General features: G+C 68.3%; 24 protein-coding genes. 10 read left to right on the top strand and 14 right to left on the bottom strand.

Going from position 1 to position 25,368, the window contains the following annotated elements:
• Window positions 1-3 precede the first annotated feature (3 nt).
• From EOJ32_RS16350 to EOJ32_RS16370, 5 genes are read right to left on the bottom strand one after another with little or no spacing between them, the layout of a single operon-like run.
• Window positions 4-885 (bottom strand): 2-dehydro-3-deoxygalactonokinase, encoded by an 882-nt coding sequence (locus EOJ32_RS16350; RefSeq protein ID WP_127899467.1) that lies wholly within the window; start codon window positions 883-885, stop codon window positions 4-6.
• Window positions 882-2,924 (bottom strand): alpha-galactosidase, encoded by a 2,043-nt coding sequence (locus EOJ32_RS16355; RefSeq protein ID WP_127899468.1) that lies wholly within the window; start codon window positions 2,922-2,924, stop codon window positions 882-884. Before EOJ32_RS16355 ends, EOJ32_RS16350 begins: the two co-directional genes overlap by 4 nt.
• On the bottom strand, window positions 2,921-3,766 hold the full coding sequence (locus tag EOJ32_RS16360; protein WP_127899469.1) for a carbohydrate ABC transporter permease: 846 nt from the start codon (window positions 3,764-3,766) through the stop codon (window positions 2,921-2,923). The genes EOJ32_RS16355 and EOJ32_RS16360 overlap by 4 nt, the downstream gene beginning before the upstream one ends.
• A gap of 3 nt (window positions 3,767-3,769) precedes the next feature.
• A complete protein-coding gene (locus EOJ32_RS16365) occupies window positions 3,770-4,675 on the bottom strand; it encodes a carbohydrate ABC transporter permease (protein ID WP_127899470.1) in 906 nt (301 codons plus the stop codon).
• Window positions 4,676-4,735: 60 nt separating this feature from the next.
• Window positions 4,736-5,971: an ABC transporter substrate-binding protein gene (locus EOJ32_RS16370; RefSeq protein WP_045999817.1), complete on the bottom strand. Its 1,236-nt coding sequence runs from the start codon at window positions 5,969-5,971 to the stop codon at window positions 4,736-4,738.
• Between the two features lie 105 nt (window positions 5,972-6,076).
• On the opposite strand from EOJ32_RS16370, the gene EOJ32_RS16375 reads away from it, so the two are divergent.
• The 5 genes from EOJ32_RS16375 to EOJ32_RS16395 are packed head-to-tail and all read left to right on the top strand — an operon-like array spanning window position 6,077 to window position 12,178.
• Window positions 6,077-6,868 carry an IclR family transcriptional regulator gene (locus EOJ32_RS16375; protein ID WP_127899557.1) on the top strand — a complete coding sequence of 264 codons (792 nt, stop codon included), beginning with the start codon at window positions 6,077-6,079 and terminating at the stop codon, window positions 6,866-6,868.
• Window positions 6,869-6,875: 7 nt separating this feature from the next.
• Window positions 6,876-7,931: an ABC transporter ATP-binding protein gene (locus EOJ32_RS16380; RefSeq protein WP_127899471.1), complete on the top strand. Its 1,056-nt coding sequence runs from the start codon at window positions 6,876-6,878 to the stop codon at window positions 7,929-7,931.
• Complete coding sequence (locus EOJ32_RS16385; RefSeq protein WP_127899472.1) at window positions 7,928-8,830, top strand: Gfo/Idh/MocA family protein; 903 nt, start codon at window positions 7,928-7,930, stop codon at window positions 8,828-8,830. The genes EOJ32_RS16380 and EOJ32_RS16385 overlap by 4 nt, the downstream gene beginning before the upstream one ends.
• A gap of 1 nt (window position 8,831) precedes the next feature.
• A complete protein-coding gene (dgoD, locus tag EOJ32_RS16390; protein WP_127899473.1) occupies window positions 8,832-9,980 on the top strand; it encodes a galactonate dehydratase in 1,149 nt (382 codons plus the stop codon).
• 2 nt (window positions 9,981-9,982) lie between these two features.
• On the top strand, window positions 9,983-12,178 hold the full coding sequence (locus EOJ32_RS16395) for a glycoside hydrolase family 2 protein (protein WP_127899474.1): 2,196 nt from the start codon (window positions 9,983-9,985) through the stop codon (window positions 12,176-12,178).
• On the opposite strand, the gene EOJ32_RS16400 is transcribed toward EOJ32_RS16395, so the two are convergent.
• The 5 genes from EOJ32_RS16400 to EOJ32_RS16420 all read right to left on the bottom strand — a co-directional run bounded on the left by EOJ32_RS16400 (window position 12,175) and on the right by EOJ32_RS16420 (window position 16,804).
• Window positions 12,175-13,167, bottom strand: coding sequence for an aldose epimerase family protein (locus EOJ32_RS16400; protein ID WP_127899475.1), 993 nt, complete (start codon window positions 13,165-13,167; stop codon window positions 12,175-12,177). The two genes, EOJ32_RS16395 and EOJ32_RS16400, sit on opposite strands and share 4 nt — an antisense overlap.
• 52 nt (window positions 13,168-13,219) lie before the next feature.
• Window positions 13,220-13,993, bottom strand: a complete 774-nt coding sequence (locus EOJ32_RS16405; protein WP_127899476.1) for a hypothetical protein — start codon at window positions 13,991-13,993, stop codon at window positions 13,220-13,222.
• Window positions 13,994-14,002: 9 nt separating this feature from the next.
• Entirely contained in the window at window positions 14,003-15,442 is a 1,440-nt protein-coding gene (locus EOJ32_RS16410) for a dihydrolipoyl dehydrogenase (protein WP_127899477.1), read from the bottom strand.
• 64 nt (window positions 15,443-15,506) lie between these two features.
• A complete protein-coding gene (locus tag EOJ32_RS16415; protein WP_127899478.1) occupies window positions 15,507-16,244 on the bottom strand; it encodes an anti-sigma factor domain-containing protein in 738 nt (245 codons plus the stop codon).
• Entirely contained in the window at window positions 16,241-16,804 is a 564-nt protein-coding gene (locus tag EOJ32_RS16420; RefSeq protein WP_127899479.1) for a sigma-70 family RNA polymerase sigma factor, read from the bottom strand. The genes EOJ32_RS16415 and EOJ32_RS16420 overlap by 4 nt, the downstream gene beginning before the upstream one ends.
• Window positions 16,805-17,006: 202 nt before the next feature.
• Between EOJ32_RS16420 and EOJ32_RS16425 the strand changes: the two genes are divergently transcribed.
• Window positions 17,007-17,786, top strand: a complete 780-nt coding sequence (locus EOJ32_RS16425) for a DUF4394 domain-containing protein (protein WP_127899480.1) — start codon at window positions 17,007-17,009, stop codon at window positions 17,784-17,786.
• A gap of 47 nt (window positions 17,787-17,833) precedes the next feature.
• Here the strand turns inward: EOJ32_RS16425 and EOJ32_RS16430 are convergent, their stop codons facing one another.
• Window positions 17,834-18,412: a LysE family translocator gene (locus EOJ32_RS16430; RefSeq protein WP_127899481.1), complete on the bottom strand. Its 579-nt coding sequence runs from the start codon at window positions 18,410-18,412 to the stop codon at window positions 17,834-17,836.
• Between the two features lie 103 nt (window positions 18,413-18,515).
• On the opposite strand from EOJ32_RS16430, the gene EOJ32_RS16435 reads away from it, so the two are divergent.
• Window positions 18,516-18,959, top strand: coding sequence for an Lrp/AsnC family transcriptional regulator (locus tag EOJ32_RS16435; protein ID WP_240542565.1), 444 nt, complete (start codon window positions 18,516-18,518; stop codon window positions 18,957-18,959).
• A gap of 52 nt (window positions 18,960-19,011) precedes the next feature.
• On the opposite strand, the gene EOJ32_RS16440 is transcribed toward EOJ32_RS16435, so the two are convergent.
• Window positions 19,012-19,539 (bottom strand): GNAT family N-acetyltransferase, encoded by a 528-nt coding sequence (locus tag EOJ32_RS16440; protein ID WP_244297768.1) that lies wholly within the window; start codon window positions 19,537-19,539, stop codon window positions 19,012-19,014.
• A gap of 96 nt (window positions 19,540-19,635) precedes the next feature.
• Here EOJ32_RS16440 and hmgA point away from each other — a divergent pair, with 96 nt between their 5' ends.
• Both hmgA and fahA read left to right on the top strand, forming a co-directional pair.
• Window positions 19,636-20,997, top strand: coding sequence for a homogentisate 1,2-dioxygenase (gene hmgA / locus EOJ32_RS16445; protein WP_127899482.1), 1,362 nt, complete (start codon window positions 19,636-19,638; stop codon window positions 20,995-20,997).
• Window positions 20,994-22,211 (top strand): fumarylacetoacetase, encoded by a 1,218-nt coding sequence (fahA, locus tag EOJ32_RS16450; protein WP_127899483.1) that lies wholly within the window; start codon window positions 20,994-20,996, stop codon window positions 22,209-22,211. The genes hmgA and fahA overlap by 4 nt, the downstream gene beginning before the upstream one ends.
• On the opposite strand, the gene EOJ32_RS16455 is transcribed toward fahA, so the two are convergent.
• Window positions 22,208-23,131: an ornithine cyclodeaminase family protein gene (locus tag EOJ32_RS16455; RefSeq protein WP_127899484.1), complete on the bottom strand. Its 924-nt coding sequence runs from the start codon at window positions 23,129-23,131 to the stop codon at window positions 22,208-22,210. The genes fahA and EOJ32_RS16455 overlap by 4 nt on opposite strands.
• Window positions 23,132-23,249: 118 nt before the next feature.
• On the opposite strand from EOJ32_RS16455, the gene xylB reads away from it, so the two are divergent.
• Window positions 23,250-24,698 (top strand): xylulokinase, encoded by a 1,449-nt coding sequence (gene xylB / locus EOJ32_RS16460; protein WP_127899485.1) that lies wholly within the window; start codon window positions 23,250-23,252, stop codon window positions 24,696-24,698.
• A 3-nt stretch (window positions 24,699-24,701) separates the two neighbouring features.
• On the opposite strand, the gene EOJ32_RS16465 is transcribed toward xylB, so the two are convergent.
• Window positions 24,702-25,319, bottom strand: a complete 618-nt coding sequence (locus EOJ32_RS16465) for a LuxR family transcriptional regulator (RefSeq protein ID WP_127899486.1) — start codon at window positions 25,317-25,319, stop codon at window positions 24,702-24,704.
• Window positions 25,320-25,368: the final 49 nt, after the last annotated feature.

Genomic DNA, 25,368 nt, shown 5'->3' on the forward strand with positions numbered 1-25,368 from the left:
GGATTATCCTTGCAGAAATTGACGATGGGCCGCGGACAGGCCGGCCAGCGTGGCGTCCTGGACCGACATGCGCGCGGCGGGGACGCCCTGCGCGGCCAGCGCATCGGCGTAAAGCGCCGACAGGGCGGGGGCGCCGATGATGGTGACCTGCGATCCCAGCCACCAGGGCCGGGCCGCGGCCATCTCCCACCCGATCAGCGTGCCCGACAGGCGTGCGCGTGCCGCAGCCGGGTCCAGCCCGGACAGCAGCGATTCCGCGCGCAGCTGGAACAGGCCCGCATAGCCGCGTTCCGGGCGGCTCATCGCGTCCGACACCGCGTTGCGGAACAGTGCGGGATCGCAGTCACCTTTGCCGACCGAATGGCGCAGGACCGACTGGTTGGCGATCAGGCCGAACAGCTCACCGGTCATGAAGCTTTTGAAGTTGCAGATCTCACCCGCCGAGATGCGGACCCATTTTGTATGCGTACCCGGCAGGCAGGCGATGCCGTCGAAATCCGGATCCAGCGCCAGAAGGCCCGCGATCTGGGTCTCCTCTCCGCGCATGACATCGGCAGGGTCGTCCTGACGGACACCGCAGATGACGCGCACGGGCCGGCCGCCCGGATCGCCGGGCACCGCGACCATGCGTGGGGCGGCGGGGCAGGGGACGGGCGCATAGGGTGCCTCGACCCAGCCCTGGCGCGATCCGACCATGCCGCAGGCGATGACCGGCACGGCGGGCCACCCTTGGGTCGCCTGCGCCAGCACGCCCGCAAAGCGGTCGGGGGTCAGGCCGCCCATGCCCTGATCGCTGTCGCGGGCCTCGACCACGGTGCGGCCGGACATGGCCCACAGCCGCAGGTTGGTGGTGCCCCAATCGGCGGCAATCCAGTCTATCGTCACAGGCGCGTCCCTTCGATCACGGCGATGGTTTGCGGAAAGGCCGGGGGCAGGGCCACGCCCTGCGCCATCAGCGCCGCGCCGTTCAGGGTCACCGCACCCCGCGACAGCGCAACAGAGGAACTGTGGTGACCCACGGGATGTTCCAGCATCGTCAGACGATAGCGCGCCTGCGGGTCCAGCCCGGTCAGACGCAGCAGCGGCGGCTGCAACGCGACGGGGGCGTCGATCTGTGCGGCAAAGACCACCATGCGGCTGCCGTCGGCGGCCAACTGCATCTCGGCCAGGCTGCCCGCAGGGCGGTCCAGCCGCCAGATGTCGCCCGCCATCATCCAGTCGCGGTTGGCCTTCCACCAGGCGGTGACGCGGGTCAGCGTCCTGGCCTCGGCTGTGGTCAGTTCACGCGGGTCCATCTCGAACCCCATGTGCCGCTGTGCCGCGGTCCAGGCGCGCAGCGCCATGGGCAGGACGCGCCCCGAGGTGTGGCACTCGCGCGGGCCGACATGGCTGCCCGTGACGCAGGCGGGCAGCAGCATCGCCGCGTGATGCTGGATGCGCAGGCGTTCGTTCGCGTCGTTGCTGTCGGACAGCCAGACGCGGCCGCAGCGGGTCAGGATGCCCGCGTCGATGCGCCCCCCGCCCGACGCGCAGCTTTCGAATTCCACCTGCGGATGGGCCGCGCGCAGCCGGTCGAACAGCGCATAGACGCCGCGCGTCTGCGCCGCATCGGGAAAGGGCGTCAGCCGGTTGTGATCCCATTTGACATAGTCGATGTCCCACGCGCCCAGGATGCCGCCGATGCGGTCGAACAGATGGTCGCGCACGTCGTCGCGGGCCATGTCCAGGTGCAGCTGGGTGCGCCCGCGGATCTGGTCCGCGGGGCCCAGCACCCAGTCCGGATGGGCGCGATAAAGATCGCTGTCCTCGTTGATCATCTCGGGTTCGAACCATAGGCCAAAGCGCATGTTCAGCGCACGGAGCTTGTCGATCAGCGGCTTGAACCCCTGGGGATGCTTGCGCGGGTCGATGGTCCAGTCGCCCAGGGACGAGCTGTCGTCGTCGCGCCGCCCGAACCAGCCGTCGTCCAGCACGAACCGTTCCGCGCCAAGGGCCGCGGCGCGTTCGGCGATCTGGGCCAGTTCGGTGGCGTCGTGGCGGAAATAGATCGCCTCCCACCCGTTGTAATGCACGGGGCGCGGCCGGCGCGCGGGGGGCAGGGCGTCGCGGATGGCGCGCTGAAAGGGGACCGCCACGCTGTTCAGGCCCCGATCGCCGCGCGCCAGCCAGATCTCGGCCGTCTCGAAGACCGTGCCGGGTGCGCGTTCCGACCCCGAGCAATGGCCCAGCTGGATCTGGCGGCGGCCGTCGGGCAGGGCCTCGACCAGCATCCGGTGGCCGCCGGACCAGCCGTAATGCAGGGCCACGGCCTCTCCGCCGGTATTGGTGGTGCCGGGGGCGGTCAGCCACAGATGCGGCGGATGTTCGTGGCCCGATCGACCGGTGCGCGCGTCGCGCAGGCGCGCGCCGTGGTCCAGCGCGGTCGTCACCGGCTGGAACTCCCGCGTCCAGCGCCCCGCCAGTTCGGTCAGGTCGGACAGATGGGCGGGGACCGGCAGGGCCAGCGCCAGACGGTGCAGCGTCACCGCGGCGTCGGACGACAGCCGCGCGCGCAGGCCGATCAGCCCGTGATCCATCGCACGGATGGTGATGTCCAGCCGCAGGCCGGGCGCGACATGGCGCAGGGTCAGCGCGTCGCCCTGATCCGCGCTGTCGAGGCGCCAGTCCGGCTCCAGCGGCAGGCCCTTCTGGAACGCGACCAGCCCCGGCTGGCCCGGAAAGCTGCGCCGCGCCTCGGGGACCAGCGCCAGGGGCGGCAGGGCGTCCAGCATGCCGCCGGTGATGCCGCCCGCCGCCGCCGCGACCAGCGCGTCCAGGTCGGTGTCGCCGGGCAGGGGCGCGCCCCAGTAATGGCAGCAGGCCATGCCGTCGTCGCTGCCCAGGACCATGGTCTGGGCGGGCGTGTCGATGCGCCACAGCCTCATTTCACCGCGCCCAGGGTCAGTCCGGCGATGAAATGCCGCTGCATCAGGAAGAACATCAGCACGGGCGGCAGGGCGGCCAGGATCGAGCCTGCGCTGACCAGGTGCCATGCGGCGATCCACTGGCCGTTCAGGCTGTTCAGCCCCGCCGTCACCGGCTGCGTGTCCGCACCCGTGGTCAGCACCATCGCCCAGAAATAGTCGTTCCAGATGAAGGTGAAGACCAGCACCGAAAGGGCCGCGATGGCGGGCCGGACCAGCGGCAGGACGATATGCCAGAAGATCTGCCATTCGGTGACGCCTTCGACACGGGCGGCCTCGATCAGTTCGCGCGGCAGCGCCTTGATGAAGTTGCGCATGAACAGCGTGCAGAACCCTGTCTGAAACGCGATGTGGAACAGCGCCAGGCCGGTGATGGTGTTGTACAGTCCCATGTCCACCGTCAGGTCGCGCACCGGCACCATCAGGATCTGGAACGGCACGAAATTGCCCGCGACGAACATGAAGAACACCACCAGCGACAGGCGGAACTTGTAGACCGCCAGCGCGAAGCCGGTCAGGCAGGACAGCCCCACCGCGCCGATCATCACCGGAATGGTGATGCGGAAGCTGTTCCACAGGTACTGCGCCAGGGGCGAGTTGCGGAACACGTCGGCATAGTTCTCCCACGCGAAACGCGAGGGGATGCCGAAGTAGTTGCCCGCGGCCAGGTCGCCCGACGGGCGGACCGAGGTCATCGCGACCCCCAAGAGGGGCAGCAGCCACAGGACCAGCATGATCGGCAGCACGATCTTATAGGTGCGCTGTGCCGCGGGGGACATCGACTGGATGGGACGGGGAAACATGGGTCAGACCCCTTTCTCGTCGCGCCACATCTTCCAGATGAAGCCCGAGATGAAGATCATCATGATCGCGAACAGGACGACCGCGATGGCCGCGCCGTAGCCCATGCGATAGCCGTATTCCGACAGCGCCTGTTCGTACATATAATAGGACAGCACGCGCGACGACCCGAAGGGTCCGCCCGAGGTCATGATGCTGACCAGATCGAAGCTGCGCAGCGCACCGATGACGGTCACGACCACGGCGATGAAGGTCGCCGGGCGCAGTTGCGGCAGCACGACATGCCACAGCATTCGCCAGCCCTTGGCGCCGTCCAGGCGCGCGGCCTCGATCTGGTCGGGGGCGACGGCGTTCAGGCCGGTCAGGTACAGGATCATGCAATAGGCGATCTGCGGCCACAGGCCCGCCGCGATGATGCCATAGGTGACGAAGCGTTCGTCGGCCAGGATCGCGACACCCGTGCCCGTGGCCCATTCGATCAGCGCATAGAGCAGCCCGAAGCCCGGCGCATAGAACCACGAAAAGATCAGTCCCACGACCACCTGGCTGATGACGAAGGGAAAGAAGAACAGCGACTTGTAGATGCGGATGCCGCGGATCGTCTGGTTCAGGAACAGCGCGATCATCAGCCCCAGGGGCACCGCCAGCAGATACAGCGCCAGCCAGATCACGTTGTTCTTCAAGCTGGTATAAAAGGCCTCGTCCCACCACAGCTCGTCGTAATTGGCCAGGCCGACCCAGGTCATCGGGCCCAGCCCGTCCCAATCGTGGAAGCTGACCCAGACCGACTGGAAGATCGGGATGATCACGTAGACCGAAAACATCAGCAGGCCCGGCGCCAGGAACAGCCAGGGCGTCAGCTGACGCCGGGACCGGCGGCGCGGCGGGGGGGTGTCGGGCAGGGCGGTCATGGTGCCACCTTCATCTTGCGGGGAAACGCGCGGGCAGGGGCGTCCCTGCCCGCGACGGGATCACTGGGCGTAGACGCGCTGGCGCTGACGCTCCAGCCGTTCGAGGATGGCGTCCAGGCGTTCGGGGCGGACCATGAATTCCTGGAACCCCTCCATCCCGGCCTTGGCCATCTCCGGCGGCGCGTCGCGGTCAAAGAACTGCGCGATGCCGCCCTCGGCGGTGGACAGCAGCTCGAAGCCCGCCTGCAGGAACGGGTCGTCGCCCACGCTGCTTTCGGCGTTGATCGGCAGCTGGCCAAGCGTGGCGTTCATCTTGGTCTGCACGTCGGGGCGCGCCATGAAGGCCAGGAACAGCTTGGCATCCTCGGGGTTCTTGGCCGCGGCGGGGATGTGGACGGTGTCGGTCGGCGCCTCCTCGGCGCGCGGGATGTCGGGGTTGATGGTCGGGAAGGGCATGAAGCCCAGGGTCTCGTCCGTCATGCCGCCGTCCTTGAAGGCCGCCACGGCAAAGTTGCCCATGACATAGTTCGCGGCCTTGCCCTGGACCAGGTTCGACACGGCGTCCTGCCAGTCGATCGCGGCGTGGTTGGCCGAGACATAGGGCAGCACCTTGGCGAATTCGGCAAAGACCGCGCGCACGCTGTCATCCGTCCAGGGGATTTCCCCGTTGGTCAGCTGCATGTGCCAGTCATAGCCGTTGGTGCGCAGCGACAGATAGTCGAACAGCCCCGCGACCGGCCACAGCGCCTTGGATCCGGTGGTCAGGCAGTCGATGCCCGCGGCCTTGAACTTCTCGCAATTGGCGATGAACTCGTCCCAGGTCGCGGCGGGCTCGACGCCGACCTGCGCATAGACGTCCTTGTTGGTGTAGATGCCCCATTGGTAGTAGGTGTAGGGGATGCCCCACTGCTTGCCGTCGATGGTCATCGATGACAGCGCGGACCCCAGGGTCTCGGTCAGGTTGTTCTCGGCCCAGATGTCGGACACGTCCATGAACTGGCCCGCCTCGACGAAGGGGCCCATCCGGTTGCCCGCGTACCAGTTCGCCAGGTCCGGCGCGTCGGCGGTCATGAAGTTCCGGATCGCGGTCTTATAGCCTTCGTGGTCGAACGTGTTCACCTGCACGTCGATCTCCGGATACTCGGCCTCGAAATCCGCGATCAGCTGGTCGAACGCCGCCTTGGGCGCAGGATCGGACGCATCGGTATTGAACACCAGCACCCGGCTTTGCGCGAAGGCGGGGGCGGTTGTGGCAAGCAGCATCGCCAGCACCAGCCCTTTTCTCAGATGGACCATGGTCTCCCTCCCATTTTGGTTCCATATATTGAAACTTAGTTTTGAATATTGAAACTATGCTGCGAATCGCATAGCCTGTCAACAACGGGGGAGGGTGACGTGACGGTGCAGGGACGCGAAACGACGGATGGCACGGTGGGCCGCACGCTGGCCGTGCTGGACCTGGTCGCCGCCTTCGGCCGCCCCGTCCGCTTTGCCGAGATCCTGCCCGTCGCGGGCCTTCCCAAGGCGACGCTGTACCGGTTCCTGCAGGCGCTGACCCATCAGGACATGCTGGCCTATGACGAGGACCGCCAGACCTATGCGCCCGGCATGCGGCTGGTGCGGTTGGCCCATTCGGCCTGGGCGCAGTCCAGCCTGGCGCCCTTGGCGCAGCAGGTCCTGGACCGCCTGGCGGTCGATCTGGGCCAGACCATCCACCTGGCGCAGCTGGACAACGGCGCCGTCCTCTATGTGGACAAGCGCAACGCCAAGCTTCCGGTCGAGATGTTCGCCCAGTCCGGCAAGGTGGGCCCGGCCTATTGCACGGGCGTGGGCAAGGCGATGCTGGCCCATCTGCCCGAGGACAAGCTGGCCGCGGCCCTGTCGCGGCAGTCCTTCCACGCGCACACGCCCAACACGCTGACCACGCCAGACGCCCTGCGCGACGAGCTGGTCCGCATCCGCCAGCGCGGCTATGCGCTGGACGACGAGGAACACGAGACCGGCATCGCCTGCCTTGCCGCCCCCATCTTGTCGGGGACCGGGCGCATCCTGGGCGCGATCTCGGTGACGACCACGACGGCCACGACCAGCCGCGACCAGCTTCTGTCGCTGGCAGGCCCCGTGACCCAGGCTGCGGCGCAGATCGCCGCGACCGCCGACACCTGGCGGTTCCCCGAACACAAGCAAGCATGAGGTTGCCATGTCCGGCGTCCAGCTAAGCCGCGTCACCAAGGATTTCGGCCCCGTGCGGGTCATCCACGGCGTCGATCTGCAAGTCAGGCAGGGAGAGTTCTGCGTTTTCGTTGGCCCCTCGGGCTGCGGGAAATCGACCCTGCTGCGCATGATCGCGGGGCTGGAGGAGACCAGCGCCGGCCAGATCATGATCGAGAACCAGGACGTCACCGATGCCGACCCGGCCGACCGGGGCGTGGCGATGGTGTTCCAGACCTATGCGCTGTACCCGCACATGACGGTCGCGCAGAACATGGGCTTCGGGCTGAAGATGAACGGCCATCCCAAGGCCCAGATCGCCACCAAGGTGGCCGAGGCGGCCCGCATCCTGAAGCTCGACCCGCTGCTGGACCGCAAGCCCGCCAACCTGTCGGGCGGCCAGCGTCAGCGCGTGGCCATCGGCCGCGCCATCGTGCGCGGCCCCAAGGTGTTCCTGTTCGACGAGCCTCTGTCGAACCTGGACGCGGAACTGCGCGTCGAGATGCGGGCCGAGATCGCGCGCCTGCACCGCGAGCTGGGCGCGACGATGATCTATGTCACCCATGACCAGGTCGAGGCGATGACCATGGCCGACAAGATCGTCGTGCTGCGGTCGGGCCGCATCGAGCAGGTCGGCAGCCCGATGGAGCTGTACGACGATCCCGACAACCGCTTTGTTGCGGGCTTCATCGGCAGCCCGGCTATGAACTTCGTGGCGGGGCGCGTGCAGGGTGGCCAGGTCGTCACCCCGGCCTTTGACGCACCGCTGGACCGCCACGGTCCCACCCTGACCGAGGGGCGCGCGGTCGAGATCGGGCTGCGTCCCGACGCGCTGACGCTGACGCCGCACGGCCCCTTCCGCATCGACCTGGCCGAGAACCTGGGCGGGACGACCTATGCCCATCTGCGCGCCCCGACCGGAGAGAAGCTGATCGTGCAGACGACGCAGCGGCTGGACCCGGCCGGCGGCGGCAGCGTGGGCCTGAGCTTCGACGCGGCGGATGCGTTCTTCTTCGACGCGGACAGCGGGCAGCGGCTAAGATGAGCCTGCGCATCGGACTCGTGGGCCTGGGCACCATCGCGCGTGCGCAGCACCTGCCCGCCATTGCCGCGACGGACGGCCTGACGCTGACCGCCATCGCCAGCCGCAATGCCACGCTGGAGGGCGTCGCCAACCACCGCGACGTGACGCAGATGCTGGGCGATGTGGACGCGGTGTCGCTGTGCACCCCGCCGCAGGCGCGGTTCGATCAGGCCATGGCGGTGCTGCGCGCGGGCCGCCACCTGATGCTGGAGAAACCGCCCGGCGCGACCCTGTCGGAAATGGCCGTCCTTGAGGCCGAGGCCGCGCGCCAGGGCGTGACCATCCACGCCACCTGGCACTCGCGCGAGGCCGCGGCGGTGGACGCGGCCCGCGACTGGCTGGCCACGACCCGCATCCGTGCCGTCCGCATCGACTGGTGCGAGGATGTGCGCAAATGGCATCCGGGCCAGGAGTGGATCTGGCAGCCCGGTGGCCTGGGCGTCTTCGACCCCGGCATCAACGCGCTGTCAATCCTGACCGCGCTGATCCCCGGCGTGCGGCTGGTCGGCGCTGACCTGCACGTCCCCGCGAACCGCCAGACCCCCATCGCCGCCGATCTGAGCCTGGATGCGGGCCATCCCATCGCCGCGCATTTCGACTGGCGCGTGACCGGAGGAGAGACCTGGCAGATCGCCTTCGACACCGATGCCGGCCCCGCGACGCTCTCCGAAGGCGGCGCGCGCTTTGCCGCGCCGGGCCTGGAGACCGCCGGTGAGAACCGCGAATATGCCCGCCTTTACGCCCGGTTCCGCGATCTGGTCGCGGCGGGCGGCAGCAACCTGGACCTGGCGCCGCTGCGCTTGGTTGCCGATGCCTTCCTGACGGGCCGCCAGCACGCGGCCCCCGCCTTTGAGGACTGATATGAAAATCACCGCCATCGAGACCTTCATCGTTCCGCCCCGCTGGTGCTTCGTCAAGATCAGCACCGATGAGGGCATCAGCGGTTGGGGCGAACCCGTCCTGGAGGGCCGCGCCGCCTCCGTCGCCGCCTGCGTCGAGGAGCTGTCGGACTATCTGATCGGCCGCGACCCGCGCCTGATCCAGGACCACTGGACGGTGATGTATCGCGCGGGCTTCTATCGCGGCGGCGGCATCCACATGTCGGCCATCGCGGGGATCGACCAGGCGCTGTGGGACATCAAGGGCAAGGATCTGGGCGTGCCGGTCCATGCCCTGCTGGGCGGCCAGCAGCGCGACCGCATCCGCGTCTATTCCTGGATCGGCGGCGACCGTCCGGGCGACACGGCGCGGATGGCGCGCGATTGCGGCGATCGGGGCTTTACCGCCGTCAAGATGAACGGCACCGAGGAGATGCAGTTCGTCGACAGCCACGCCAAGGTCGATCAGGTGCTGGCGCGCGTGCAGGCAATCCGCGAGGAGATGGGCCCCGATTTCGGCATCGGCATCGATTTCCACGGCCGGGTGCATCGTCCGATGGCCAAGGTGCTGGCCAAGGAACTGGAGCCCTTCCGCCTGATGTTCATCGAGGAGCCGGTTCTGTCGGAACATGCCGAGGCGCTGCGCGAGATCGCCAACCACTGTTCGACCCCCATCGCGCTTGGGGAACGCCTGTACACACGGTGGGACTTCAAGGCGATCCTGCAGGGCGGCTATGTCGACATCATCCAGCCCGATCCCAGCCATTCGGGCGGCATCACCGAGACCTATCGCATTGCCGCCATGGCCGAGGCGCATGACGTGGCCTTGGCACTGCACTGCCCGCTTGGCCCCATCGCGCTGGCCGCGAACCTGCAGCTGGACGCGGTCTGCTACAACGCCTTCATCCAGGAACAGTCGCTTGGGATTCACTACAATCAGGGCAGCGACCTGCTGGACTATCTGACCGACCCGTCGGTCTTTGCCTATGACGACGGCTTCGTCGCGATCCCGCAGGGGCCGGGTCTGGGCATCGAGGTGAACGAGGACAAGGTCCGCCAGATGGCCGCCGAAGGGCACCGCTGGCGCAACCCCGTCTGGCGTCATGCCGACGGCAGCTTTGCGGAGTGGTGATCATGCGGACCGTCCAGAAACTGAACCACGGCTGGATCTTCACCGAAGGCGCGGCCGATCCCGCCGCACCCCTGTCGGGCGCGTCGGTCACGCTGCCGCATAACGCGGTCGACCTGCCGCTGAGCTATTTCGACGAGACCTGCTATCAGCGCGCCTTCACCTATCAGCGCGTGATCGCATGGGATGACGCATGGGCGGGCCGCCGGGTGCAGCTGCGCTTTGACGGAGCCATGGCCGACAATGTGGTCTGGGTGAACGGCGTGCAGGTCGTGGCCCATCCCGACGGCTATACCCCCTTTGTGGCCGACCTGACCGACCATCTGCGCCCCGGCGACAACCGGGTCACGGTGCGGATCGACGGGTCGGAGAACCCGGCCATCCCGCCCTTCGGCGCGCAGATCGACTATCTTACCTATGCGGGGATCTATCGCGATGTCTGGCTGATGGTGCTGCCCGAACGGCACCTGACCAATGCGCGCATCCTGACGCCCGACGCGCTGGCGGACGCGAAAACGGTCGTGATCCGCCCCGAGGTCACCGCCCCCGGCCCGGTCCGCGCCCGGCTGCTGGACGGCACGCGTGAGATCGCCGCCGTGGAGGGCGAGGGAGAGCTGACCCTGTCGGGCCTGACCGGCCTGTCGCTCTGGTCCACCGAGAACCCGCAGCTTTACACGGTCGAGCTGACCCTGCCCGACAGCGGCGACGTGACCACGCATCGCTTCGGCTTCCGCACCGCGGAATGGACGCCGCAAGGGTTCCTGCTGAACGGCCAGCCGATGACGCTGCGCGGGTTGAACCGGCATCAAAGCTGGGCCCATCAGGGCTATGCCGCGGGCCGTCATGCGCAGGAACGCGATGCCGAGATCGTGCGGTTCGATCTGGGCTGCAACATGGTGCGCACTTCGCATTACCCGCAGAGCCCATGGTTCCTGGACCGCTGCGACGATATCGGGCTGCTGGTCTTCGAGGAAATCCCGGGCTGGCAGCATATCGGCGATCAGGCGTGGCAGGATCGCAGCGTGGAGAATGTCCGCGCGATGATCACCCGCGACTGGAACCATCCCAGCATCGTCATCTGGGGTGTGCGCATCAACGAAAGCCCGGACAACCACGATTTCTATCTGCTCACCAACGCGCTGGCGCGCGAGCTGGACCCGACGCGCGCGACCGGGGGCGTGCGCTGCATCACCGACAGCGAGATGTTGGAGGACGTCTATACGATGAACGACTTCATCCTGGACGAATCCGAGCTGCCGCTGATCAACCGCCCGCGCACGGCGCTGCGGTCCGTGGCCGAGGTCACCGGGATCAAGAAGCCGGTGCCCTATCTGGTCACCGAATATAACGGCCACATGTTCCCGACCAAGGCGCAGGATCCCGAACTGCGCCAGATGGAGCACGTGATCCGTCACCTGGAGGTGCTGAACGCCGCCCATGGCGATGCGGGCATCGCGGGGTCGATCGGCTGGTGCATGTTCGATTACAACACGCACAAGGATTTCGGCGCGGGCGACCGCATCTGCCATCACGGCGTCATGGACATCTGGCGCGAACCGAAATTCGCGGCCCATGCCTATGCCAGCCAGAAGCCACCGTCGGAAGGCATCGTGATGGAGCCGGTCACCTTCTGGGCCCGGGGCGAACGCAACATTGGCGGCGTCCTGCCGCTGATCGTGCTGACGAACTGCGACGAGGTCGAGTTCGAATGCGCGGGCGTCACCCGCCGCGTCGGTCCCGACCGAGAGCGGTTCCCCCATCTGCCGCATCCGCCGGTCATCATCGACCACCGCCATATCGGCGCAGCGGAGCTGGGCCTCTGGGGGATGAGCTGGCATCCGGGCCGCATCACCGGCTGGCTGAACGGCGAACAGGTCGCGCTGCGCGACTATGTGGCCGATCCGCTGCCCACCACGCTGCAGATCGCGCCCGACCGCGACACGCTGTCTGCGGATGCGGATATCGACCTGCGGGTGATGCTGCGCGCGCTGGACCAGACGGGCAACCGGCTGCCCTTCTTGGATGCGGGCATCGCGGTGACGGTGGACGGCCCCGCGCGCCTGATCGGGCCTGACCTGCGGATGCTGCAGGGGGGAACCACGGGCATGTTGCTGCGCCTGACGGGCGAGGCGGGGACGATCCGCATCACCGCCCGCCATCCGCAGTTTGCGGAAGCCGTGGCCACCGTCACGGTCGGCTAGGGGCGGTCCAGCAGATAGCGCGTCTCGGTCCGCCAGACGGTGCCGGGACGCAGGATCGTGGGCGGAAAGTCGGGGCGGTTCGGGGCGTCGGGCCATTCCTGTGCCTCGAACGCGACGGCGGATTGGGGGCGGGCGATCTGGCCGGGGTGGCCGGCAAGGCCCGTCTGCGGGAAATGGCCACCGTCATAGAACTGCAGCCCGGGCGCCGTCGTCAGCACCCGCAGCCGCAAGTCTGGCGCCGTCAGGCTGGCCACCTGCCGCAAGGGGCCATGCCCGTCGGCCAGGCACCAGCAATGGTCCAGCCCCGTATCTCCAAGCGGCCGGGCCGTGCGGAAATCGAACCGCGTGCCCGCCACCGGGGCCGGGGCGTCGGGCAGGGGGATCAGCGCATCGTCCACGGGCAGATAGCGGTCGGCCTCGATCTGCAGCATCTGGTCCGCGGCCCCATCGGGCGACAGCGTCCAATAGCCGTGATGCGTCAGGTTGCAGGGCGTCGGGCGCGTGGCCGTCGCCTGCAGCGCGACGCTGAGTGACGCCGTGCCGTCGTGATCGCCAAGCGACAGGGTCGCCACTGCCTGCATCGCGCCGGGAAAGCCCATCTCTCCGTCGGCGAAATCGAGGGCCAGGGTCACGGCATCGGGCGCGGCGCGCGTGATGCGCCACAGGCGGACCGATGCCCCCTCGGGGCCGCCATGCAGGCAGTTCGGCCCTTCGTTCGCGTCAAGATCATGAACCCGGCCCGACAGGCGGATGCGCGCACCCGCGATGCGGTTGGCATAACGTCCGACCAGCGCGCCCACATGGCGGAATGGATCCGTTAGATAGGTCGCGGGGTCGGGATGTCCCAGAACCAACGGATGGTCGATCCCGTCCAAGCGCAGGTCCTGGACGATGCCGCCAAGCGTCAGCACGCGCGCGCGCAGCCGTCCCGCCTGCAGGTCCACGGCCTGCACCCTGCGCCCATCGGGCAGTTGTCCCATGTCGATCATCGCATCCCCCCATTGGGCGCGATCAGACCGCGCCCCGCCGGGGAAGGCAAGATCACCCGCGACGCGCCTCGGCCTTTGCCAGCTTGTCTTCGACCCGGCGGAAGGCGGCCAGCAGTTCACCCTTGAACTGGCCAGGTTCGAATTCGCGCAGGCCCGAATGGGCCGCGCACAGCCAGCGAAGATCGCGCGTCAGCCCTGCAAGCCCCTGCAGCCAGTCGCGAAAGTCGCGAACCGCTCCGGCCTGCGGCAGCAGCGCCTGCGGCAGGGTCGGATGCAGGAACACGCGCGGGTTCGGGAAGACGCCGCGCAGCAGGCGCGGGACCGGCATCAGGTTGATCGTGTCATCGACATGCAGCGTCCGGCTGGCCGGGTGCCACGCCAGCAGCGATCCGGCGTGGACGCGTTCGTTCCGGCTGACATAGTCGATCCCGCGGGGAAGCGAGAACGTCAGGTCATCCGCGAACATGTCCTGAACCTCGGGCGCTTCGACAGGTTCGGGACGCCAGTTCAGGTCCGGGTGGCGCAGGCGGTGGCGGTGAGAGCCGAACAGCGCCGCGTCGGGAAAATCGCGGGCGGTGGGGGCGCAATGCAGGGTATGGAACGGATGCAGGTTCAGAACCGCCTGAACCGCGCGGCCGCCATCGGTCAGGTCCATGACCGTGTCGCGGATCGCGCCCGACAGGGGATAGCTGTCCAGCATCACGAAGCGGCCTGTCCCAAGCCGGACCAGCGACGCCTGCGTGCCGACGTTCAGGACGCCGCCGATGTGCAGGTCGCCCCGGATCGACCAGAAGCCCTGTCCCAGATCGTGGATCGATTCCGTCATGACTGCATCCTATGCGCCGGGGGGTGTGCCGAAGTCGCGCCCGGCGGGTTCCGCCTGGCGTGTCTTGCCGCAGATCTGGCGCAGGGCGGCCTTCAGCCCCTCCTCCAGCGTGGGATGATAGAAGGGCATGGTCAGCAACCCCGTCGCCGTGGCGCCAGACTGCACCGACCATGCCAGAAGATGTGCCAGATGATCGCCGCCCGGACAGCACAAATCTGCGCCGCTGAGCCGCCCCTGCGCGTCGGCGTAAAGGGTCACGGCACCTTCTGCGCGCGCCTCGGTCCGGGCACGGCCCTGGTCGGAATAGTCGCTGCGGCCGCTGATGACCCCGTCGCCCGGCCCGGTCCCGACCGAGGCCAGCGGCGGGTCGGTGAAGGTCAGCGCGAATGCCGGGCTGCGCTCTCCTGGGGTGACCTTCGGATAGGTCGCGGCATTGGTTCCGGAGATGGCACCCTCGGTCGATGCTTCGTGCAGCAGGGGCACATCGGCATTTGCGTCGCCCGCCATGAAGACGGGCGCGTCGCCGCATTGCATCGTGGTGCGGTCGAAGACCGGCGTTCCGTGATCGTCCAGCAACAGCCCCGATGCATCCAGGTCCAGGCCCTTCAGGTTGGGCGGACGGCCGACGGCGACCAGCACGTGGCTGAACACCTGATCCCCCGCCGCGTCGCCCGTCCAGGACAGCTTGATCCCACCGTCAACGGCCGAGGCTGTCGTCTCCACCCCCAAGCACAGGGTCACGTCGCGCGCGATGGCGTCCTGCAGCGCGTCATGGACGACATCGCAGCGGGCCTTGCCAAGGCGGGTGCCCTGGTCGAACAAAGTGACCGGCACGCCAAGACGTCCCATCGCCTGCGCTAGTTCCAGGCCGATCGGCCCGCCGCCGATCACCGCCAGGCTGTCGGGAAGGTCGGGCAACTCGAAGATGGTCTCGTTCGTCAGGATGCGGGGGCCGAGATTGCGGAAGGGTTCGGGGATCTGGGCCTGCGACCCGGTGGCGATCACCACGGCGCGGGCCTGCACGCGGCGGCCGTCGTCCAGCATCAGCTCGCTTGGCCCGATGAATCGGGCGCGGGCGCGCACGGCGGTGCCGTCGGGCAGGTCGTCAAAGGTTTCGCGGGTGAAGTCCACGAACCGGTCGCGTTCCGCGCGCACGCGGGCCATGACCGCCGGTCCGTCGATCACCGGGTCACCCGGATGAACGCCGAAGACGGGCGCGCGCCGCGCCGCGTGGGCCGCATGGGATGCCGCGATCAAAAGCTTGGACGGCATGCAGCCGGTATTGGCGCACAGCGTTCCGCGAAACTCGGGGTCGATCAGCAGGGTCCGGGCCCCCGCCTTGCGCGCGGCGCGTTCGGCGGCGATGCCCGCGGTGCCCGCGCCGATCACGGCCACGTCGCAGGTCAGGTCGGTTTCGGCCGGGTCGCGGCGGTCGGTTGTGGGGGACATGGACACCTTGAGGGGTTGCTGTCCCCATCAACCGACCAGACGCCCGCGCGTTCCCTTGCCCGTGTCAGATGTTCTGCGCGGCGGCCAGACCCTTGGCGATGATCGGCCCCGTCGGGCGCCCGGTGGGCGATCCGCCCTCTGGCTCCAGCGTGATCTCGTAAAGCTGGGCGTCGGCGGGGACGGGCAGGTCCGGACCCGCCAGCGTGGTCGCGCGCGGCCCGTCCAGCACGCCCAGGGATTGCGGCCCCATCTCCCGCGAGGGCAGGGTCCAGGCCTGGATCGAGAAGCCCTGCGGCACGTCGACATCGGAGACGAAGCGGATCTGGGCCGTGTCGTCGCCGTAATCCTCGATGATGGCGCGGGGCTGGCCCTGATCGTCCAGCAGCACGGCCACCACCTGCGGCGCGGGCGCGGGACGCTGCATCGCGCCGCCGAACCCAAGGACCAACCCCAGCACCAGCGAGGCGGCCAGCCCCGCCAGCCAGCGCATCGGCGCGCGGGGCAGGTTGGCCGCGACCGGGGCCACGGTCGGATCCGCGGACAGGGGCGTGGTCGGCGCGCCGTCCTGCGGCGTGCGTGCGATGATGTCCTGCAGCCGTGCTGCGAAACCCGGCGGCAGGGCCAGGGCCTCGGCCGACAGGTCCAGCGGCAGCAACTGTTCGCGCAGACGGGCGACATGGGCGGCCAGGGCCGGGTCTGCGGCGATCAGCGCCTCGAACAGTTCGGCCTCGGTCGGCGACATCAGCCCCATGACATAGTCGTCGGCAAAGGCGATCACGTCATCCTGGAACACTGAACTCATGACAAACACTCCCGCAGCGAGGCCAAACCCCGCCGGATCCACGATTTCGCGGTGCCAAGCGGAACCCCCTGGCGGGCAGAGATCTCTCCGTGGCTGTAACCCGCGACATGCGCAAGCAGGATCGCGCGCCGCGCCGGATCGTCCAGCGCGTCCAGGCATTCGCCAAGCCGCCCCTTTCCGGCCAACAGCTTCCAGTCGTCGTCGTGGCACAGGTCCTGGCGGGCGTCCTGCATGCGTGTCAGCTCGTCCGGGGACAGGCTGGACAGGCGCTTGCCGTCGCGCAGGATCGTCAGGCAGCGGTTGCGCAGCACCGCATAGATCCAGCCGCGGGCCGTGCCCTCTCCCTGGCGCTGCTGGGCGGCCTTGCGCCAGATCAGCACCATCGCGTCCTGCAACGCCTCCTCGGCCAGGTCATGGCGGATCAGGATGCGGCGCGCGACGCCCAGCAGCTGCGACCCCTCGATGTCCAGGATCGCGTCGATTCCCTCGGGGCGGCCTTCGGCACAGGCGGTCAGGGCCCGGTCAAGCTGGCGGCTGCGCTGTCTTGTGTCGTACGTCACGAAACCTCCCCTTGTCGCACGGCCATCCTGCCGCGATCGGGGGGGCGGTTGCAACCGCGCGCGCGGTCACTTTCGGTGCGCCCGCCGAATTTGCGGGGGGTCGAATTATTTTTGCATCCGGTTTCGCGGATGCCGCGTCATCGGGTCAAGGACGGCGAAGACCGCCGCCTGTGACAGAAGCTGAACCGAAAGGAACATCCCCATGTTTCGCATTGCTGCATTCTCGACCTCTGCTCTTGCGCTGTCCATTTCGGCGGCGGCTGCCGCGACCGGCGTCGGCCTGACTGACGACCGCACCCTGGTCATGTTCGACACCGAGACGCTGGAAGTCACCGGCACCATGGATGTCGAGGGCGTGGACCGCCTGCTGGGCATCGACCTGCGCCCGTCGAACAACACGCTGGTCGGCGTGACGGATGACATGCGCATCGTCACCATCGACACGGCGACCGGCGCCGTCACCGACCTGTCCACCATGGACACGCCGCTTGAGGTTGGCGACATGCCCGTGATCGTCGACTTCAACCCGATGGCCGACCGCCTGCGCTTCATGACCGGCACCACGAACCACCGCGTGAACGTGGACACCGGAGAGGTCACCGTCGACGGCAGCCTGAACTGGGTGGCCGAAGACGAGAATTCCGAGGCCAGCCCGATGATCGCCGCTGCGGCCTATATCAACAGCTATGGCACCCCCGAGGCGACCGCGATGTACAACATCGATTCGGGCTTGGGCGCATTGCTGCAGCAGACCGCCCCGAATGACGGCACGCTGGCCACCATCGGCATGCTGAACCTCGAGAACCCGGGCGAGATGATGGCGTTCGACGTCCAGACCGATGCCGAAGGCGCCAACATGGCGTGGCTGGTGACGAACAACACCATCCATTCCGTCGACCTGGAAACCGGCGCGGCCACCGCGGCCGGAGAGATCGCGGCCGATGGCCAGATCCGCGACCTGGCGGTCCTGCCCGCGATGTGACGACCCCGCGCCGGGCCCTTTCGGCCCGGCGCATCCCCTGTCCGCGGCTAGGCGATCAGCACCGGCAGCATCGACAGGACCATGATTCCCGCCATCGCCATGTTGAACAGGCGCAGCCGGTCCGGCGCGTCGATCATCCGTGCGATCCGCGCGCCCGCCACGACCCACAGCAGATGACAGGGCAGCCCCACGGCCGCGAACGCCAGCGCGACCGGCAGCGGACCGCCAAGCGCCGCGCCATAGGTCGCCAGCGCGGCCAGCACCATCGCCCAGGCCTTGGGGTTCACCCATTGGAACGCCGCCGCCTGCCATAGCCCAACGGGGCGTCCGGCGGCCTTGGCCTGCGACGGGCGGGCCTGTGCGATCTTCCACGCCAGCCACAGGACATAGGCCAGCCCCGCGGCCTGCATCACGCGCTGCAGGCCGGAATGGGCCTGCACTGCGGGGGCCAGCCCGGCGCCCAGGACCAGCACCATCGCAGCAAAGCCCAGCATGATCCCGGCCATGTGCCGCCAGCTGCCGCGCAGGCCCACCGTCGCACCCGATGCCATCAGCATCGCATTGTTCGGCCCCGGCGTGATCGTCGTGACCGCCGCAAACCCCACCAACCCGATCAGCGCATCCATTCGCCGCCTCCTGTCCTGCGTTCGTCCCATCCTGGCACGCGGGCGCTGGTGGATGTCCGCAATCCGCGCGATGATGACGGCGTTTGTGCAGGAAAAGCCCATCATGGACGCGATTGACGACAAGATCCTGCGCATCCTGCGAAAGGATGGCCGGATCACCCATCAGGCCCTGGCCGAACGGGTCGGTATGTCCGCCTCCACCTGCCAGCGGCGGGTCGAGGCGATGGAGCGGCAGGGCATCATCGCCGGCTATCGCGCCGTGCTGGGCGATGCCGCGCGACAGGTCGGTTTCGCGGCCTTCGTGCTGGTGGGTCTGGGACGGCATACCGCGCGGGTCCAACAGGCGTTCGAGGCGCGCTGTGCCGCCGCGCCGCAGGTCGTCGAATGCCACAACATCACCGGCACGGTCGAATACCTGCTGCGCGTCGAATGCCGTGACCTGGCCAGCTACAAGCAGTTTCACCACGAGGTGTTGGGCGGCTTTCCTGACCTGACCACGATCGTCACCCATGTCATCGTCGGCACGTCAAAGGACGACCGGGCGTAAGACAGTCGTTGCATAACTCTGGTTATTCACTGCTTGGATGCGGCCCGTCCGGTCAGGACGGACGCCTGACCATCAGCAATTCGTCCACCTCCTGTCCCGCATCGATCAGCGCGGCAGGGATCCGGCCGGTCTGGACAAAGCCATGCCGTAGATAGAACCGGATGGCGGCCGTGTTGTGGTGGTTCACCGCCAGCTCGATCTGTCGCAGCCCTGTGACGGTCGCAAAATCCATGACAGCGCGCAGCAGCTCATCCGCTGCCCCCGTTCCCCGCAGGTCCTGGCGCAGATAGACCATGATCAGCGTCGCCCGATGCGATCGCCGTTCGCCCCGCTGCGGCAGCAGGCCCATGATCCCGACCGGGTCCTGTCCCCGGAAGGTGGCAAAGACGGGATGCGTCATCCGGCCGACCCATTCGTCATCGGTCAGGCCGGACCAGTCGGCCTCGGTATTGGCAAAGGCGGTGGGCGCCAGGCGCAACGACTCCAGCCGGATGGCCTTGAAGGCGGACAGGTCGCCCGGACCCAGCTTGGCGATGCGCATGTCGGACATGTCGGCCTCCGGTTCCCAAGGCATCAGCATTCACGGACCTCGCGGCGGGTGCAAGGCCGCGTCGCTTGACGGATCGCGGCACCGCCGGATATATTCGTTGCAGATGCAATGAAATTGGGTGCCGCGATGACCGACAGCGTTCAGACCTCGGGAATGACCCGTGCCCCGGCGGGTCCGGGTGCCCATCCGGGATACCTGCCCGGCTTTGGCAACGACTTCGAGACCGAGGCCCTGCCCGATGCCTTGCCCCAAGGCCAGAACAGTCCGCAGCGCTGCAATTATGGCCTTTATGCGGAACAGCTGTCGGGAACCGCCTTCACCGCGCCGCGCGGCCAGAACGAGCGGACCTGGTGCTATCGCATCCGCCCGTCCGTGCATCACACGGGGCGGTTCGCGGCGATCGATCTCCCCTATTGGAAGACCGCGCCGCATGTCCTGCCGGGGGTGACCAGCCTGGGCCAGTACCGGTGGGACCCGATCCCGGTCCCCCAGGGCGACCTGACCTGGCTGACCGGCATGCGCACCATGACGACCGCGGGCGACGTGAACATCCAGGTCGGCATGGCGACCCATGTCTATCTGGTCACCGCGTCGATGCGGGACGAATACTTCTTCTCTGCCGACAGCGAACTGCTGGTGGTGCCGCAGCAGGGCCGCCTGCGGTTCTGTACCGAACTGGGCACCATCGACGTCCAGCCGCAGGAGATCGCGATCCTTCCCCGCGGCCTGGTCTATCGGGTCGAAGTGCTGGAAGGCCCCGCCCGTGGCTTCGTCTGCGAGAATTATGGTCAGAAGTTCGACCTGCCCGACCGCGGCCCCATCGGCGCGAACTGTCTGGCCAATCCGCGCGACTTCAAGACCCCCGTCGCGGCCTTCGAGGATCGGGACGCCCGGTCCCGCGTGGTCATCAAGTGGTGCGGCCAGTTCCATGAGACATGGATCGACCACAGCCCGCTGGACGTGGTCGCGTGGCACGGCAACTATTGCGCCTACAAATATGATCTGCGGACCTATTCGCCGGTCGGTGCGATCCTGTTTGACCACCCCGACCCGTCGATCTTCACCGTGCTGACCGCGCCGTCCGGACAGGACGGGACGGCGAACATCGACTTCGTCTTGTTCCGCGACCGCTGGATGGTGGCCGAACATTCGTTCCGCCCGCCCTGGTACCACAAGAACATCATGTCTGAGCTGATGGGCAACATCCACGGCATCTATGACGCCAAGCCTCAGGGGTTCGCCCCTGGCGGGATCAGCCTGCACAACTGCATGCTGCCCCACGGCCCCGACCGCGAGGCCTTTGACAAGGCGACGACCGGCGACCTGGTGCCGCACAAGCTGGCCGAGACGATGTCCTTCATGTTCGAGACGCGCTTTCCCCAGCATCTGACCGAATACGCCGCCCACGAAGCGCCGATGCAGCCGGAATACATCGATGTCTGGAACCGGCTGGAGAAGAAGTTCGACGGCACGCCGGGGGTCAAATGACCGGTGCCGAACCCGGCCTGATGCCGTCGCAGGTGTTGTCCGCTAATCGGCCTGATTGCGATTTCCCGCTGAACAACCTGCCCTATGGCGTGTTTTCGGACGACCGCGGCCCGCGCTGCGGGGTGGCCATCGGCGACCGCATCCTGGATCTGGCCGCGTGCGAGGCGCAGGGACTGCTGGATGCGGGCGGCACCTTTGCCGCGCCACGGATGAACGACTTCATCGCCCGCGGTCCGGACGCGTGGGCGGCGGCTCGGGCACGGCTGACGGCGTTGCTGTCCCCCGACGGACCCCGTGACCTGCCGCTGGTGGCGATGGCGGGCGCGCGGTTGCACCTGCCGATCCGGGTCGAGGGGTTCACCGATTTCTATGCCTCGCGCCACCACGCGTTCAACGTGGGATGCCTGTTCCGGGGGCCGGACAACGCCCTGCCGCCGCAATGGGACCATATGCCCATCGGCTATAACGGCCGGGCCTCGTCGGTTATGGTGTCGGGAACGCCGGTGCATCGCCCGATGGGCCAGGTCGCCGGCCCCGCCGGTCCGGAATGGACCGCCAGCCGCCGACTGGACCTGGAACTGGAACTGGGCGCCATCGTGGGGGCGGCCACTGGCCTTGGCACCCGCATCACCGTCGATCAGGCCGAGGACATGATCTTTGGCCATGTCCTGCTGAACGACTGGTCGGCGCGCGATATCCAGTCGTGGGAGTATCAGCCCCTTGGGCCGTTTCAGGGCAAGGCCTTCGCCACCACGATCAGCCCGTGGATCGTGACCCGCGCCGCGCTGCAGCCGTTCCGCCGCGCCGGTGCCGCCCGGACGGTGGACCCCATGCCCTATCTGCGCGACAGCCGCCCGGGCTTTCATGACCTGGCGATGGGATGGACGCTGAACGGGCAGGTCATGGCACGCGTGAATTATGTCGTGATGCACTGGTCGCAGGCGCAGGCGCTGGCCCATCACGCCAGTTCGGGCTGCCCGATGAACGTGGGCGACCTGCTGGGATCTGGCACGATCTCTGGTCCCACCCCCGATCAGACCGGCGCCCTGCTGGAGATGACGTTGAACGGGCAGCAGCCCGTGACCGTGAACGGCCAGCCTCGGACCTTCCTGCAGGACGGGGACGAGGTGGGTCTGTTCGCCCACGCGCAGGGGGCGGGCTATCGCGTGGGGTTCGGGCCCTGCACCGGGCGCGTGATGCCCGCCCTGCCCTAGGCCGCGGCGGCGATCCAGGCGGCGATCATCGTGTCCAGATGCGCGCCGCCGCCGTTCTTGAAGACCGTGATCTGGTCCGCGCCCGTGCGCCCGCACCGGCCGGGCACCAGGTCGTACAGATCGCCCAGGACGTCGTCGGGCGTCAGAACGCCCGCGGCGATCGGGATCGCCAGTTCGCCGATATGGGCGATGGTGGTGGCACGGCTGTCGACAAAGATGCGGGCGCGAGTCATCAGCGCGTCGTCGGCCTCGCGCATCTCGGCGCGAAAGGCGCCGATCAGGTCGACATGCGTGCCGGGGCGCACCCATTCCCCGCGCAGCACCGGTTCGCGCGCCATCGTCGCGGTGGACACGATGTCGGCCTGGGCCACCGCCGCGGCCAGGTCGGTGACCGGCGTGACCGCGTGACCCTCTGCCGCCAGGCGTTCGGCCAGCGCCCGCGCCTGTTCGGGACGGCGCGCCCAGACCTGCACCTGATCCAGATGCGGCATGCCCGCGCGATAGGCCGCGACCAGCCCCCCGGCCAGCACCCCCGCCCCGACGATCAGCAACCGGCGGCTGTCCGGCCGGGCCAGGATCTGCGCGCCCAGCACGGAATCGGCGCAGGTCTTGTATTCGGTGACCAGCGGTGCATCGATAACGGCGGTCAGCACGCCGGTTTCGGGGTCAAAGACCAGCATCGCCCCCTGCACCGACGGCAGGCCGCGGACCGGGTTGTCGCCAAAGACCGTCACCGCCTTGACGCCGAAGCCCCGGCCAGGCAGCCAGGCCGCCCGCGTCAGCAGGCTGCCCGACCCGGGCCCCAGGAACAGGTCGCTGACCTCGGCGGCGGCTGCCAGATGCCCTTGGCGCAGCGCGTCGATGGCGCCGGGCCAGTCCAGCCCGCGGGCGCTGTCGCGGTCGATGATGCGGGGGGTCATGGCACGCTCCGTTCGTTTCCCCCCGACCCTTGTCCGAAGCGGGCCCGGGTGCAAGGCGGCGGCTGGACATTTCGGTTTTCGTGTTGAAGGTCTGGCGGGACAACACGGAGGATGCGGGATGAGCTTTCTGGGGATCGATCTGGGCACGTCGGGACTGCGCGCGCTGCTGGTGGATGATGCGGGACAGCCGATCGGCTCGACCGAGCGCCATTACGAGGTGGCCCATCCCCATCCCGGCTGGTCCGAACAGGACCCTGCCGACTGGATCACGGCGCTGCAGGGTGCAGTGGTCGATCTGCGCGCGGCGCATCCCCAATTCGCGTCCCTTCGCGGCATCGGCGTCGCGGGGCACATGCACGGCGCCTGCGTGCTGGATGCGCAGGACCGCGTGCTGCGCCCCGCGATCCTGTGGAACGATACGCGCAGCCATGTCGAGGCCGACGCGCTGGACGCCGATCCGCGGTTTCGCACGCTGACCGGCAACATCGTCTTCCCCGGCTTCACCGCGCCCAAGCTGGCCTGGATGGCCGCGCATGAGCCGGACCTGTTCGCCCAAGCCGCGCGGGTGCTGCTGCCGGCGGCCTATCTGAACCTGTGGCTGACCGGAGAGGCGGTGGGCGATCTGTCCGACGCATCGGGGACGTCGTGGCTGGACACCGGGGCGCGCGACTGGTCGGACGACCTGCTGGCCGCGACCGGAATGACCCGCGCGCAGATGCCTCGCCTGATCGAGGGGTCCGCCCCCGCCGGTCGGCTGCGTGCCGATCTGGCCGCCGAATGGGGCCTGTCCGGGCCAGTGACGGTCGCCGGGGGTGCGGGGGACAATGCCGCCGCCGCCTGCGGGATCGGCGCCATGGCCGAAGGCGCGGGCTTCGTGTCGCTTGGCACATCGGGGGTGCTGCTGGCGGCGCGCGACGGCTATGCCCCCGCGCCCGACACGGCGCTGCACAGCTTCTGCCACGCGGTGCCAGGGCGCTGGTACCAGATGGGCGTGATGCTGGCCGCGACCGACAGCCTGAACTGGCTGGGCCGTGTCACGGGGGCCACGCCCGCCCAGCTGACCGCCGACCTTGGACCGCTGCGCGCGCCGGGCCCGGTGCGCTTCCTGCCCTATCTGTCCGGGGAACGCACGCCGCATAACGACCCCGCGATCCGGGGCAGCCTGACCGGGCTGGCGGCCGCGACCGGCTGCAACGACCTGACCCGCGCCGTGCTGGAGGGGGTGGCCTTCGGGCTGGCCGACAGCCTTGTCGCGCTGCAATCGACAGGCGCGCGTCCGACGCGGCTGATGGCCATCGGCGGCGGGGCGCGGTCACGCTATTGGCTGGAGGTGATCGCGACCGCGCTGGACGTGACCCTGACCCTGCCCGAGGACGGCGACTATGGCGCGGCCCTGGGCGCCGCACGGCTTGGCATGGTGGCCGCCGGGGCCGGAACGGTCGAGCAGGTGATGACCCCGCCCCGCGTCACCGCCGAGATCGCGCCGGATGCCGGTCTGCGCGACGCATTCGCCGCTGCGCATCGGGCCTATCGCGCCGCCTATCCGGCGATCCGCGCGATCCAGTAGCGGTCACAGATAGTTGCGGGCGACCGCGATGGCCACGGCCTGGGTGCGGCTTTTCGCACCCAGCTTGCCGCAGGCCTTGATCGCCCGCTGCTTGACGGTGGATTCGGCGATGGACAGCTGGGTCGCGGTCTCGATCTGGCCAAGACCGTCGCGGAAGCAGCGCAGCACGTCCAGTTCGGCGGGCGTCAGGGCGGCCCGGTTCAGGACCAGGTCGGTCCACAGGTTGAACTTGGCGCGGCAGCGCGCGATCTCGTCATCGGAAAATTCGCGGTCGGGGTGGGACAGCGTCAGGAACGACCGCTTGCCTGCCACCTTGCGCGATATCGCCACGCCATAGTTCAGGCGGAACCGCCGTGCCGCCTGCATGACCCCGCGCAGGTCGGGGATGCGCACCTCGGACCAGCGGGCGGCGCCGTCATGGGTCATCGTCCACATCGCGATGGGATCGCCGAAGAAGTAGTTCCGGTCCTCGTAGATGGACCGCCAGGCATCAGGATAGGCGTTGTGCAGGTGTTCGGGGCCCTTGTAGGTCAGGTTGAACCCCATGATCCAACCCGAGGGCGCAAGAGCGTGCATTTCGGCGATCTCAGCGTCGAAATTGGGGATCAGATCGTTCAGCATCACGCCTCTCCTGCTTCACGACCTGCAGGATATGCCTTTTCGGACATAC

The organism is Paracoccus sp. Arc7-R13 (genome assembly GCF_004010775.1).
Taxonomy (GTDB): domain Bacteria; phylum Pseudomonadota; class Alphaproteobacteria; order Rhodobacterales; family Rhodobacteraceae; genus Paracoccus; species Paracoccus marcusii.

Excerpts from the sequence above, each read along its gene's own strand:
- EOJ32_RS16355 (WP_127899468.1), bottom strand. The coding sequence starts at position 2,924 with ATGAGGCTGTGGCGCATCGACACGCCCGCCCAGACCATGGTCCTGGGC.
- EOJ32_RS16360 (WP_127899469.1), bottom strand. The coding sequence starts at position 3,766 with ATGTTTCCCCGTCCCATCCAGTCGATGTCCCCCGCGGCACAGCGCACC.
- EOJ32_RS16365 (WP_127899470.1), bottom strand. The coding sequence starts at position 4,675 with ATGACCGCCCTGCCCGACACCCCCCCGCCGCGCCGCCGGTCCCGGCGT.
- EOJ32_RS16370 (WP_045999817.1), bottom strand. The coding sequence starts at position 5,971 with ATGGTCCATCTGAGAAAAGGGCTGGTGCTGGCGATGCTGCTTGCCACA.
- EOJ32_RS16380 (WP_127899471.1), top strand. The coding sequence starts at position 6,876 with ATGTCCGGCGTCCAGCTAAGCCGCGTCACCAAGGATTTCGGCCCCGTG.
- EOJ32_RS16385 (WP_127899472.1), top strand. The coding sequence starts at position 7,928 with ATGAGCCTGCGCATCGGACTCGTGGGCCTGGGCACCATCGCGCGTGCG.
- dgoD (WP_127899473.1), top strand. The coding sequence starts at position 8,832 with ATGAAAATCACCGCCATCGAGACCTTCATCGTTCCGCCCCGCTGGTGC.
- EOJ32_RS16395 (WP_127899474.1), top strand. The coding sequence starts at position 9,983 with ATGCGGACCGTCCAGAAACTGAACCACGGCTGGATCTTCACCGAAGGC.
- EOJ32_RS16400 (WP_127899475.1), bottom strand. The coding sequence starts at position 13,167 with ATGATCGACATGGGACAACTGCCCGATGGGCGCAGGGTGCAGGCCGTG.
- EOJ32_RS16405 (WP_127899476.1), bottom strand. The coding sequence starts at position 13,993 with ATGACGGAATCGATCCACGATCTGGGACAGGGCTTCTGGTCGATCCGG.
- EOJ32_RS16410 (WP_127899477.1), bottom strand. The coding sequence starts at position 15,442 with ATGTCCCCCACAACCGACCGCCGCGACCCGGCCGAAACCGACCTGACC.
- EOJ32_RS16415 (WP_127899478.1), bottom strand. The coding sequence starts at position 16,244 with ATGAGTTCAGTGTTCCAGGATGACGTGATCGCCTTTGCCGACGACTAT.
- EOJ32_RS16425 (WP_127899480.1), top strand. The coding sequence starts at position 17,007 with ATGTTTCGCATTGCTGCATTCTCGACCTCTGCTCTTGCGCTGTCCATT.
- EOJ32_RS16430 (WP_127899481.1), bottom strand. The coding sequence starts at position 18,412 with ATGGATGCGCTGATCGGGTTGGTGGGGTTTGCGGCGGTCACGACGATC.
- EOJ32_RS16435 (WP_240542565.1), top strand. The coding sequence starts at position 18,516 with ATGGACGCGATTGACGACAAGATCCTGCGCATCCTGCGAAAGGATGGC.
- EOJ32_RS16440 (WP_244297768.1), bottom strand. The coding sequence starts at position 19,539 with ATGCTGATGCCTTGGGAACCGGAGGCCGACATGTCCGACATGCGCATC.
- hmgA (WP_127899482.1), top strand. The coding sequence starts at position 19,636 with ATGACCGACAGCGTTCAGACCTCGGGAATGACCCGTGCCCCGGCGGGT.
- fahA (WP_127899483.1), top strand. The coding sequence starts at position 20,994 with ATGACCGGTGCCGAACCCGGCCTGATGCCGTCGCAGGTGTTGTCCGCT.
- EOJ32_RS16455 (WP_127899484.1), bottom strand. The coding sequence starts at position 23,131 with ATGACCCCCCGCATCATCGACCGCGACAGCGCCCGCGGGCTGGACTGG.
- xylB (WP_127899485.1), top strand. The coding sequence starts at position 23,250 with ATGAGCTTTCTGGGGATCGATCTGGGCACGTCGGGACTGCGCGCGCTG.
- EOJ32_RS16465 (WP_127899486.1), bottom strand. The coding sequence starts at position 25,319 with ATGCTGAACGATCTGATCCCCAATTTCGACGCTGAGATCGCCGAAATG.